Below are 12,284 nucleotides of genomic sequence, written 5' to 3' on the forward strand. Positions count from 1 at the left end.
TATCCTGCGGCGGGAAAGTCATGCTTCCGCCGTCCGTTTTACCAGGTCTTATCAGACCTTGAAATCATAAATAATGCATCCGTCCGGTGATATAATCTCTCATAGCACATTGTATATTTGGAAATTGCGGAAAACTCATCTCCGTCCGGCGGAAGAATATCCCTTATAAACTGAGGCAGGAATTCCGTGAATTTCACTTCCATCACTGTCTTCCCGAAGGGAACCACCTCGTAGGAGGGCAAATCTGGATCAAAGAAATCCGCATCCGGGACAGCCGCCCTTACATTGGAGTCAAAGGTAATTCTCACATCCCCCTCCTTTAAAATAAAGGGTTCCCTGTCATAGTCCACAATGACCTTCGGGCGCAGTGCATTTGCCATACATTCATAATAAAATTCCTGACAGAGCCGGTTTTTATGCCTGAGCAGGAAATCGTACCTGCCTTCTGTAATCCAGTCGAACTCCTGCCGGGTGATGGATGCGGAGTCTTTGTGTATGTAGTTGGAGAGTTTTATCTTTCTCTCCAGCTTGATATGGCTGTCCTGGCAGTTATAAATCCTGATTCTGTACTTTTTCCTGAAATCCACTCCTGCCATTTTCTCATTATAAGCGCTGTTCCAATAGTCATCAAAATACAGGCTGCGGATCATATAAATCCCATTTTGGGCATGAGGATCCAGTTCCATCATGTTTGAGAAACGTTCCCGCAGCGCCTGACATTCCCAGAGGGAGATATAGTATTTCCATTCATTGCGGAAAGTGCCATAATATTTATTCCTGCCGTCCTCACAAATCTTCATTTTCCGTATCCTCTTCTATACTTCCGTCCTCCAGTACATAGAAGCATTTGGTTCCATAAACCTTTCCGTCATCAGTGTGATAATAGTCAAAGGCAGTCTGGGTTTTACCGGACTCATTTTTTGCAGTTACCCGAATAAAATACTGTCCTGCCCCGGGCATATCCAATTCTGCCTGCGGGATACGGATCGCTGAATCGGAAAATAAAATATCCTTAAACAGACAGTCCCTTGCAAGCTCAAAGGTATAGGTAATATTTTCACTGTCAAAATCATAGGCGGCATCCCAATTGACGGTAAGCTTCCCCTCCTGAGGTTCCGGCACCCCAATGTAAAAGGGCATTGGTCTTTCCAAAGACTCCAGGTATCTTTGATAATTCTCTTCAATTTCCTTTGGAATATTATCTGCCACCTGCTCAAATTCAGCCTCGGTCAGAGGTGCGTAAAGCACATCAGGCATGCTGTAAAGATAAGGCTTTGTCACGCTTTTATAGCTGTTTACTTTTTCACTCACGCGCTCTGGTGTAAGATAATCCGAACGCAGGGTGTTAATGACATCCGTCAGCTCCCGGCGGTATTCCTCATTCTTAAACATACGCTGATACAGAACGTTCCCCCAGTAATTACTCAGACCATATTCCCAGGTATCCCTCAGATCCTTTCCCTTCAGCTGTTCTTCCAGATACTCCAGGGAACCATCGTTATCCCAGGAAATAATGTAAAATTTGTTTACATTTAGCGGACTGTAAAGGTAATAGTTCCTTGAACTGGTATCCGTATTTCCCAGCAGGATTTGAAAACCCATCCAGTAAAACAGGTTTTCCGTGTCAAACCATTTTTCCACCGTTTCCTCTATTGGTATTGAATAATCATTTACATCATTGAGCATGGCAATCAGCTTTGTATGATCGTTATCGCCCTTTATTTCCAGATGTTCTTCAAAGGCCGTCTGATCATAAGCGGGATCAGTTGCCAGTCGGATGGCGTCTTCATAACGCATAAATTCAAAAAAATTCACCTTGTACATATGCCCGTTTTTATCCAGGCCATGGCTTTTCAGAAATGTCTTGTTCATCTGCTCCACCTGCGTGAACAGCCCGTAATCCTCAAAGACACCGCTGCCGCCTTCTGTCTCGTCCTTCACATATAAATGTACAAACTGCGTCCTGGCGGAAATCATCTGAGGAATATCCTTCATAAGATCATAAGCGAGCTTATTCCGGAAGCGCAGGCCTTCAAACATATGCTTATTCAGATTAATCGTCCGTTGTCCCCTCCAGGTATCCTTACCGTCCTTTAGCTCGATTTTATAGTTTTTCTGGGCTCCTTTGCTGGAAGACTGCCCTCTGATTTTTATGATTGCATTGGGAGTGTTTTCGCCATAGCCCGCTTCCCCTTCCAGAGGGCCGTTCTCATCCCCTACCTGCAGGATTCCTTCCACGGCGTACTGTTCGATATTATTATCCTCATACCAGTATTTGGAGTAGGAATTGATTTCCGTCCATGTATGGTTGGTATGTTCGGCTTCATTCCCTTCTCTTACGGTCAGGTACATGGTAACCACACTTGTTTCATCATCCTGCTCATATATGGTTTTATTTTCCCGCAGATGGTAATCCTCAAGCGAGGATTCCGCTTTTTCCACTGTTTCCGTCCGGACAACCGCCGAAGCCTCTGTTTCCACCGGCTGTTGTTCTGTCAGGCTGCAGCCTGACAGACATATGCACAGTGCGGACGCAAACAGCAGAACTGCCTTTTTCCTTTTTTTCATTCCAAAGTTCCTTCCTTTCTCTCCAGCCAGTTGCAGAGCCTGGAAAAAATGCCCTCTTTATTATTTTGTACAAGCGCCTGTCTGCTCAAGAGAAAATACGGAAGCCTCTTTGTATACTATTCCAGACGCAGCCAGCTCACCAGATAAAACGACAGGCCCCCCAGCAGGAAACCGAAGCCATAATAGTTTACTTCCCCGAACAGGATCTGCCATACGGTAGCCAGGATGCTCACCGCCGCAAAAGCCGTTGTCCCCATCAGCGCCCCGGCATAGTCTTCAAAGTACAGGAGAATCAGCATGATAGTGTTGCTGATCGCATAAAGTCCGTATCCGGCGCACAGCAGGCGGTAAATTCCCATGGAAGTATCATTCATGCCCAGGGGCAGAATCTCCAGTACCAGGGAACCGATTACAATGAACAGAAGCGTTGAAATCAGCTGTTTATGTGCATTGAAGGTCAATTCCTGCTTCAGCACCGCAAGCATTTCCATTTCCGCCTGTTCAATATCCCGTATGGAACCGTTGTCGTTAAACAGGCTGTAATAGTTCTTATATTTCGGATAAAAACGTACCTCCACCGAGGTCACAAAGTTAATTGTAGTAATCAGGATGGAAAAGAATGCGCACAGCGCAGGCACATCATGCATTGGCGCCCCATAGAACAGGCCTTCCACCTGAACCTGCAAAGGACCGAAGTACATGATTACAAGATGGGCGAACAGGCCGAGGTTGACAAAAATTCCGGTAAATGTCAGTGAACGGTATTTATCAAACCACCGCAGGAAGGAGAAACAGCTTCCGCTGCTTTTGGGGAAATATTTGAGCAACTGCCTGTAATAAAGTGTCATCAGCAGGCCATAGGCGAGTATCACGCATAAAAACAGCGTCGTTATCGTAACCATGCGCAGCAGAACCAGAATAAGGGCCAGAAGCAGTCCGATTCCCAGCGAGGCCGCAAAATCCATCACAAGCACCTTATAATCCTTTAAGGCGGTCAGATAGTTCATTTCCATCCATACAACGATAAGAATTACATAGAACCACAGACAAAGTAGCTTATATACCGGCGACACTCCTGAAAAATGGAGGAAAACACACCAGACAAAAGCTCCGCCCACAAGCAGGATGGCACAGCTGCCATAGAGGCTGGGCATAATTTTTGAGGCTTTTTCTTCGTACAGCATATCCGAAACAAAACGGGTCACTCCCATGTTGAAAATACTGGTAGTGGTAAGGGACGCCAGCAGACAGTAAGTGAGCATACAGTTAAGCAGCTCTCTGTGATGCTGATCCATGCCTGCCAGCTGTGACAGAAAGGCAACTCCCGTCAAAAGAATGACACCCAGGATCATCGGTCCTGCACAGATAAGCCCTGCATATCCATATGCGCGGCACAGATTGAATACCCCTTTTTTATTGAACAGCTTTTTTAGACTGAATCCGATCCCTGCCATTTTTCCATTACCTCTGCATAAACCTGTTTGTAATTTTGAATCATATCCTCATGGCGGTAAAATTGTTCCACCCTTTTCTTCCCGATCTGTCCCATCCGGTAACGTTCCTCCACACGCAGACACATCCGTTCCATAGCGCTGCAGAGGGCTTCCCTGTCCATGGGAGGCACACAGAAGCCCGCGCTGCCAAGCTCATCGCCCTCCATTCCGTTAAGCAGTTCCCGGCAGCAGCCTACATCCGTTGTGACACAGGGCCTGCCTGCGGCAAAGGATTCCAGAACGGAAAGCGGCTGCCCCTCCGAAATGCTGGTCAGAACGGTAAAATCCAGCTTTTTCATATATTCCAGCACATTCACCATACCGGGAAAAAGCACATCCTTTACTCCCAGCTGCCTGACAAGCTCATAGCATTCCTGCGCATACTGCTTATCATCTTCCGGTCCGATAATGTGCAGCCGTACCTTTTCCAGCCGGAATTTCAGCTCATAAAATGAATAGATAAGCGTTTTTATATCCTTGATCGGCGCCAGGCGAACCACCGCTCCGATATCCGTCCAGCCATCCTCTTCCTTAAGAGGAATGTCACAAAAGCGTTTATAATGGATTCCGTTGGGAATCACCCTGCAGCGCTCCGGTGCGCAGCCAATATCGATCTGGATCTTCCTGGCATTGCCGAATAGGCTGGTAATCATATCCGCCCTGTCATAAACAGCGGCTGAGAGCATATAAAAAAAACGTACCCAGAACCGTTTAAATGCCGCAGGCACCCATTGCGCCCTGATGATCTCCTCTTCTCTTTCCCTTGTATAAATGCCATGCTCCGTCAGCATGAAAGGGACATGATATTTATAGCTGCCAAGACGGGCCAGTATCCCGCTGTAGCCGGTGGCAATTGCGTGATACAGATCCGCCCTGGGCACCTCCTGACAGATGGTGTACAAAACAGGCAGGAACATGGAACGCAATGTATGAAACATATCTGAAAAGGCCGTATAGGGATAATCATCTTCGCAGATATCCGTAAGGATATCCAGAAATTCCTTACTCATCAGGAAAGACATCGGGGACATCCCTTTATCATTGTACATATGGAACAATACTTCCCAGTCAGGCCTGCTGCAGTGTACGAAATCCCTCAGCGCCTGCAGTTCCTCCTGCTTCAGCCTGTATTTTTTCTTCCCGGGCGGAAGATTCAGCGCATCCTGAAGGAATATTTCGTGAACTTCCGTCACGTTATCAGGCAGCTCATATTTGAATTTTCCCCTGTCCCGGGAGGAGGCGCCTATTGTCCAGAGCACAAATTCATGCTCCGGCATCGCTTTGATATACTGATGCATCCAGGTGGATACCCCGCCTGTCACATAAGGATAGCAGCCCTCCAGTATCACACAGATACGCATCTACTCGCCTCCCCTTGTGATTACAATATTGCTGTCATTGGCTTTGATTAAAAACAGCCCTCCGCCCATATCCGTCAGTTCCCCGCCGCTGATGCAAGACGCGGTATCCACCGGAATTCTGCCGTTGATGCGGATAAGAAGATATCCATCCCCTTTGAAATTCGTCAGGCTCAGCCTGATTTCATCCTCCGTAACCTCCTGCACGGCATCCAGATAAAAATACCGCTGTACTGCACCGGCCATTTCACTGGCGGTCAGGTTCCGTATATCCGGCGCCGCTCCATATAACCAGGCGAGATATTCCTCCAGCCTGCTTCTCATCGTTTCCCATCCCGCTTCAGCACCACGGTCGGGATCGAGGACATCATCGGGATGCTGGAAATGGGAATTAACATAATGCAGATTCAGCTCGGAAAGGGCCGCCATTTCCATATAAGGATCGATGATATAACCGGATATGATACGCGGCGTTTCCACGAGTCCATCGGCAGCCACCTCAAAATCCTGGGTATATTCCACATCGCCTTTAAAATAAATGCTGGCAATGGCCTTAATATCCGGAAATTCTTCAGCCAGTATGCTTCTGGCTTCTTCGGACAGAATATTGGAAGGAGGGACATAGACACTGGCCGAAGCCTGTGGAAACAGTTTCTTTGTAAAACGGACCAGTTCATGCATGGCGGCTTCCATATCTTCTTTTGAATTCCAATAACCATAATCGAACAGCCGATCGTAGGTTCCCTGTACATAGCCGTCCCCGAAGCTTTTATCAAAGCCCTTCAGACAAAGAGGAATGTGATTGTATCCATGCAGACCGATTTCCCCGCCGTTTTTCAAAAGAGAGGAACCGAAATACTGAAAGCGCTGAATATTCTGGTTCGGCTTGAAAGGGGCTTCCACCTGATCGTTATAATCCTCAATGACCATGCCGTTGTACCGACAGCCATATTTTTCCGAAAGCTTCAGCAAATCTGGCCACCAGACATTGGTATAGAAATCTTTAACACTGATCCCGTAATCCCGCTGTATATACTCACTGGCGCCGGAAGGGACCGGAGAGGGAAAGTCATCCAGATAAAAAGAACTGCCATTGATTACCGGCCAGGCAAAAGCCTCCCCCAGCAGGCTGTAACCCGCCGCATGGATTCCCCGATAAGCCTTTTCCATAATGCCGAAGTTGTCAAAGACAATCGTTCCATCCTTGTATTTCCTTTCCCACAGAACCGGAAGCTCCCTGTCATCAGCGCTGACAATATGCACGGTACAGTCTTCATTCAAAGACAGGGACAAAGAGGATTCGTATGGCTCTTCCACCATGAAATCCTTTCCTTTGCCTCCCAGCAGAAAATCAGTTTTCATGCGGATTCCGGGAAGCTCATACATCTCCCGTCCCACCTCCCGGATGCCCAGGCCGGCGCTGATTGACTGAAAAACGGAGCCTGCCTGTGGCGGGAAAAAAATCATCAGGTTTCCGCCGTTCCCGACCCAGTCCATCAAATCTGATGCACGCGCTCCCAGCTGGTCATAATCCTCAGCCGCCAGAACCACCTTTTCATAAGCATCATAGGCAGGAAGCTCCTCCCGGGAAAGATCCACATAGTCAGCCCGGACCTTCAGCTGTGAAAATATTCCCTGTATTTCATTGTATGCATGCGCTGAATTTGCTTCTTCGCTGTTGGTCACGACCAGGCATTCCGTTTTTTTCTGCGGCGGCTCCAAATCAAAGCTTTCCTGCTCCAGTATTGCCACCTGTATTTCACGGGGCTGGTAATTTCCATAAAAACGCTGTCCCAACAGGGCCGCTGTGAGGATGACAAACAGGACACAGATAAAAATGACTGATAAAAAACGAAAGAGCTTTTTGGTATCCATTTAATCCCCTCCTGTCTGTTCCGTAAGCTTCAGTACCAGTTCACTGCTTTCGGCCTTCAGAAGATAGAGTCCGTCCGCAGTCTCCACGGCTGTACCGCCCTCCACACTTTCCAGCAGGCCTTCATTGATTCTGGTAAACAGCCATGCCTCATCACTGAAGTTGGAAAGGCTGATGTGAATTTCGTTTTCCTGCCTGGTAATCCGGGGCTCCAGATAATAATAGCGCTGTACGGCTCCTGCCATTTCGCTGCCCGTCAGGTTCCGGATATCCGGCGCCGACTCATACAGCCAATCCGTATATTCCGTCAGCCTGTTTTTCAGCTTTTCCCAGCCCTCCTGTGCTCCCCTGTCCGTATCCAGGACATCATCCGGGTGCTGGAAATGAGAATTGACATAATGAAAGTTAAGCTCTGAAATCGCACCTGTTTCCATGTAGGATCCGATGATATAGCCGGAAATGATTCTGGGCGTTTCGATCATGCCGTCTTCAGACACCATAAAATCCTGGGAGTATTCAAATTCCCCTGGGAAATAAATGCTGGCGATCGCCCGTATCTGGGGAAAATCCTCCACAAGAATCTGCCGGCCCTCCTCCGAAAGAATATTGGAGGGAGGTACATACACCTGGAATTTTTCCTTCGGGAACAGCCAGGTACAGAAGCGGTTCAGCTCCTCAATGGACAGGCGCATGTCTTCCCGGCTTTTCCATTGCCGGTAAGTATCAAACTGGTTTTTATAATCAAAATCTTCAGGGACAAGAGGCATGTGGTTGTACCCATGAAAACCGATTTCCCCGCCGTCATCCAGCAGCTTGTTGCCAAAATAGCGGAACCGCTGCAGATCGTCATTCCCTTCAAACGGCGCCTGGTTTTCATCGGAATAATCCTCAATGACCAGACCCGTATACCGGATTCCATGTTTTTTCCACAGTTCTTCTATATCCGGCCACCATACATTAGTGTAAAAGGTTTTGATGTCCATGTGATAGTCCCGTTGGATAAATTCCCCTTCTCCCGCCGGCACAGGGGAGGGAAAATCATCAATATAGAAGGCGGAACCATTGATAACAGGCCATACGCAGACATCGGACAGCAGGCTGTAGGCGGCGCAGTAAAAACCTCTGTATACCTTTTCAAAAAAGTTGAGATTGTAAAAGACTACCTTGCCGTCGCCGTATGCATATTCCCATAGCAGAGGCATTTCCTTATCATCCGCGCTGACAATATGTACGGCAGCGCCCTCTTCCAGCGTAACGGACAGCGCGGAATCAAAGGGATCACTCACCTCGATATCCCTGTCCTTTCCGCCAATCATAAACCCGCTTTTAAAACGCAGCCCTTCCACACGGTACCGGGTCGCACCCACATCACGGATGCCCATTTTATCGCTGACAAGCTTAAGATAAGTGTCAGGTTCGGGCGGACAGAGCACCAGCATATTACCGCCGGCCTTAATGTGATCAAACAGTTCAAGCAGGGAAGTTCCCAGTTTTTCATATTGATTGACCGCAAGAATAATATTTTCATAACCGAAACTGGCGGTTCCTTTATTCTGTTCCCAGTCCTGCTCTTCAAATGGGATTTTCATTTGGGAAAGGACGGCAGACATTTCCGTTTTGGCATTTACGGAATCCTCCTGTGTGCTGTCCCACAGCAGCAGACATTCCGGATCCTGCTGTACAGATGGTCCGGAAAAGCTTTCACTGTTGAGTATGGGCAGGCTGCTTTCGGATTGTTCATATTTCACATTGCGCCTTTCAAACAGCAGGACCACAATCATCAGTCCGAATAAAATCATCGCCCACTGCATTTTCCCAAACTGGAGCCTCAATATTCTGTTCTTTGGCCGGGTGCTTTCTTTTTCAGCTTTCCGTTTCATCGTTTTCCTTCCAGAAGTCCACCGTTCTTCTTGCAGCTGGAGAAAGATATACTTTATTGTTTTCCAGCAGGCCGATTACCGTCCCAATCTGTTCCGGATTCTTTGTCATTACCCCATGCCGGATTTTCATCAGATAGCCTTCCTCCTGCTGGGGCCAGAGCCTTATGGCGGCGTCAGCCATACGCAGGGCATCTTCATACTCCCCCAGGGCACAATCCTGTTCAAATTTCTTGCAGTACAGGGGCAGCTCCTCATGCCCTTCTTCTTTTCGCTGTGTGAGCTTGCGTTCCAGCAGCCCACACAGTTCCAGTCTGCGGTTTTTCAGCATATTCCCCTCCAGCAGGCCGCTTTCCACATATTTTTCGAGCGTCTGTATGTATTCATCCAGAAGTCCGGCGTCTTCTTCCAGGGCAAAGGCCTCCTTTTGTTTCTGCAGCTTTGTTTCATAGTCCTTCTGCAGTTCTACCATGGCGGTGGTGGCATAATGCACTACCTCGGTATCATCATTCATCCGGGCATTCTTCAGCACTTCTACATATTCGCCCACATCATCATATAAAATATCCATCATAAGCTCTCTTCGCGTGGAAGCATCGTTCATAAGAAGTGCTTCCTGAAGCGGCACCATCAGATCCCTTGCCGGATCTTCTTCCATCAGGATGCTTCTGTGGATATCATCATTAATTTTCAGCTTTTCAATGCCGATTTCCTTTTTGTTTTCCTGATCTCCCCTGGATTCCCATTCCAGGAAAAGAAGACAGGAAAAACCGAATACCGGAACCAGAAATACGATCGGAAGAATCATGGGGCGGCTTTTCATAAGATGCGTATACATCAGTATCGCAGCAATCAGGCACAAAACACAATGGAACAACACAAACATCCACAGGCCCATTCTGTCACCCCACTTTCTCTACCACTTGATAGGAAAGTCCGGTTCCGGCCAGCCGGGTTTCCACAAAATGAAAACTTTCCAAATTAACCTGAGTGAGAAGAACATACAGGTTTCCATCCGTTCCTTCTCCGATCACATCCGCCGCCCGGATGATTCTGGAAAGAGAATCGCTGACCTTGTGCCGTTCCTTTTCCTCCAGCTTCACCAGAACGTAGTCCGCTATCTTTTTTTCTTTCATCTCGGACTGGACGGCAAGGATTTCCATAAAACGTTCCCTGCGCACCACATTGGTCTGGGGATAATAGATTTTTTCCTCCGCAAGCTCTTCATAATCCAGTGCCCTGAGAAAAGAGGTCTGGACCAGGCCGCAGAGAATACGGAAAATATTCATATAGTTCATCCCGTACTGATCCGGATTTACTTCGTAGATTACTACGAACAGAACAAGCTTTTCTTCCCGGAAGATTCCGCTGGCGTAAACAGGCATCCCCTCCTGCATTTCCGTGTTTTTGTAAATTTTTCTTTCCCGGACCATCTCAAAAAGGCCTCCGGACTCTTCCAGTACCATGGATTTTGGCAGTTTAGTCCGAAGCTGATCGGAACAGACCACCAGACGTCCAAATCGTTCATACTGATCCACGGAATAAATCGCAATGCTGCGGTTCTCAAGAATATCCTCCATTGTCAGCAGAGCCTCCATAAATATGCTCTGCGGCAGAATATTGTCCAGCCGCTGCACTGCATCGAAAATTCTGCCGAAGCTGTCCTTGAAGCCAAGTATCTGCTTTTTATATTCTCCTTTATTTTCCACGGCGCTTCGGTATACTTCATTCAGGAAGAGGTATTTATCCCGAAGCAGTCCGTATTCTTCCCGTGAGAACTTGATTTCTTCCGTTTTTTTATTTTTTATGTAACCCGTTACGGAACCGGCCATCAGGTAAATCATGAAGGGAATCCAGTTTTCCACATTGTAAAACAGCAGCGTCCAGTCCACGCCGATCCCCAGATACTGCACAAACAGAGCGATACATTCAAGCAGTGCCGCCAGCAGCCCGGTCCGCATTCCATAAATTGTGCCCATGATAACAATAAAAAACAGGCGGATGTCAACGAAGCGGAAATACACATTTACACCCAGATAATGGTTGAGAAGCTCTGCGAACAGAAAAACAACCAACAGCTCCACATATTTGAAAATCCCTTCCTGTCGGTTCAGAAGCTTTTCAAGCCAGTCCCGAAGGGAACGCTTCCCTTTCATCACTTTTTTGCAAAAAAGTTCATAAAGCCATGCAGTCTGTTCCATGACATCTTCTTTGGGAATCCAGCCATAAATTTTCCTCAGTTCAAAGGGATAATCCTCCCTGGGGATTACATCCGCCTTATTTTCATAAAGGATACGCAGGCCAGGTGACAGGGAGGACAAAACAGCCGCCAGATCCCCGTAGGTATGACGGTAACCGCTGCTGACAAAATAACTGCCGCTCTCATCTTCATCCTCTTCAACAATACGCCTGAGAAGTTCTGCAAGATCCTCCTGACTGATAAAATCTACCCGGTCATTCTCTCTGTAAGGCAGGAGTAATTTTTTGTTTTCATAAATATTCCGGAAAAGTTTACCCAGGAAATTTCCATCATTACAGGAATTCGTCAGATACGGCAGCCTCAGTATTATGGTTTTTAATGACATGGTTTTTGAAAAAAAACGGCACATTTCTTCCAGCTGATCGGCGCGCAGGGATGCGGCCTGATAGAAATTCCTGTCCAGTTCAATACCTCCTGTCCCTATGGCAGGAACATAGTTCATGCTTTCAATGGAGGAAAGTATCACCACTTTGTCCACATGGGCATGCGCCGCTTCCAGCAGTACCTTTTCCAGATCGTTCATTTCGCCGTAAAAGCCTTCTCCGCCGTCCACATAGCCGGATATAAAAAAGATTGCGGAAAAAGAGTATACATCAAAAAGCTGGCGGAAAGCTTCTTCTTCCGGAGAAATGCTATAGAAGCGGACGTTGCCGTCATTTCGGCGCGGCAGTTCCCTGTCCGCAGCAATAACCCGGAAATCTTTTGCCAGGTCACTCCAGAGAATTTCTTTTATTATTCTGTTGTATCCAGTTACAAGAATATCCTTCATAGTTTATTTTGCCTTCTGAGTATGCTCTTGATCAAAAATAAGTAATTACTTATTTATAATATAATTATATTTCGCCTTCGTCAACA

Annotated in this window: 8 protein-coding genes; all 8 read right to left on the reverse strand. The window is 47.2% G+C overall.

Annotated elements, in window-relative coordinates:
- Nucleotides 1-38: 38 nt before the first annotated feature.
- The 8 genes from HMPREF1548_RS27660 to HMPREF1548_RS27695 all read right to left on the reverse strand — a co-directional run bounded on the left by HMPREF1548_RS27660 (nt 39) and on the right by HMPREF1548_RS27695 (nt 12,198).
- Nucleotides 39-800: a polyphosphate polymerase domain-containing protein gene (locus tag HMPREF1548_RS27660; RefSeq protein ID WP_021640178.1), complete on the reverse strand. Its 762-nt coding sequence runs from the start codon at nt 798-800 to the stop codon at nt 39-41.
- Nucleotides 787-2,568: a CotH kinase family protein gene (locus HMPREF1548_RS27665; protein ID WP_021640179.1), complete on the reverse strand. Its 1,782-nt coding sequence runs from the start codon at nt 2,566-2,568 to the stop codon at nt 787-789. The genes HMPREF1548_RS27660 and HMPREF1548_RS27665 overlap by 14 nt, the downstream gene beginning before the upstream one ends.
- Nucleotides 2,569-2,684: 116 nt before the next feature.
- On the reverse strand, nt 2,685-4,022 hold the full coding sequence (pelG, locus tag HMPREF1548_RS27670; RefSeq protein ID WP_021640180.1) for an exopolysaccharide Pel transporter PelG: 1,338 nt from the start codon (nt 4,020-4,022) through the stop codon (nt 2,685-2,687).
- Nucleotides 3,998-5,422, reverse strand: a complete 1,425-nt coding sequence (pelF, locus tag HMPREF1548_RS27675) for a GT4 family glycosyltransferase PelF (RefSeq protein ID WP_021640181.1) — start codon at nt 5,420-5,422, stop codon at nt 3,998-4,000. Before pelF ends, pelG begins: the two co-directional genes overlap by 25 nt.
- On the reverse strand, nt 5,423-7,294 hold the full coding sequence (locus HMPREF1548_RS27680) for a DUF2194 domain-containing protein (protein WP_021640182.1): 1,872 nt from the start codon (nt 7,292-7,294) through the stop codon (nt 5,423-5,425).
- Entirely contained in the window at nt 7,295-9,172 is a 1,878-nt protein-coding gene (locus HMPREF1548_RS27685; RefSeq protein WP_021640183.1) for a DUF2194 domain-containing protein, read from the reverse strand.
- Nucleotides 9,156-10,067 (reverse strand): hypothetical protein, encoded by a 912-nt coding sequence (locus HMPREF1548_RS27690; RefSeq protein WP_021640184.1) that lies wholly within the window; start codon nt 10,065-10,067, stop codon nt 9,156-9,158. Before HMPREF1548_RS27690 ends, HMPREF1548_RS27685 begins: the two co-directional genes overlap by 17 nt.
- Before the next feature lie 4 nt (nt 10,068-10,071).
- Nucleotides 10,072-12,198, reverse strand: a complete 2,127-nt coding sequence (locus HMPREF1548_RS27695; RefSeq protein ID WP_021640185.1) for an NAD-dependent epimerase/dehydratase family protein — start codon at nt 12,196-12,198, stop codon at nt 10,072-10,074.
- Between the last annotated feature and the right edge of the window lie 86 nt (nt 12,199-12,284).

The sequence above is a fragment of the Clostridium sp. KLE 1755 genome (assembly GCF_000466465.2).
Classification (GTDB): domain Bacteria; phylum Bacillota; class Clostridia; order Lachnospirales; family Lachnospiraceae; genus Eisenbergiella; species Eisenbergiella porci.

Bases quoted from the DNA above. Each gene is read 5' to 3' on its own strand.
- HMPREF1548_RS27685 (WP_021640183.1), bottom strand. From the start codon at position 9,172: ATGAAACGGAAAGCTGAAAAAGAAAGCACCCGGCCAAAGAACAGAATA.
- HMPREF1548_RS27680 (WP_021640182.1), bottom strand. From the start codon at position 7,294: ATGGATACCAAAAAGCTCTTTCGTTTTTTATCAGTCATTTTTATCTGT.
- HMPREF1548_RS27695 (WP_021640185.1), bottom strand. From the start codon at position 12,198: ATGAAGGATATTCTTGTAACTGGATACAACAGAATAATAAAAGAAATT.
- HMPREF1548_RS27690 (WP_021640184.1), bottom strand. From the start codon at position 10,067: ATGGGCCTGTGGATGTTTGTGTTGTTCCATTGTGTTTTGTGCCTGATT.
- HMPREF1548_RS27665 (WP_021640179.1), bottom strand. From the start codon at position 2,568: ATGAAAAAAAGGAAAAAGGCAGTTCTGCTGTTTGCGTCCGCACTGTGC.
- HMPREF1548_RS27660 (WP_021640178.1), bottom strand. From the start codon at position 800: ATGAAGATTTGTGAGGACGGCAGGAATAAATATTATGGCACTTTCCGC.
- pelG (WP_021640180.1), bottom strand. From the start codon at position 4,022: ATGGCAGGGATCGGATTCAGTCTAAAAAAGCTGTTCAATAAAAAAGGG.
- pelF (WP_021640181.1), bottom strand. From the start codon at position 5,422: ATGCGTATCTGTGTGATACTGGAGGGCTGCTATCCTTATGTGACAGGC.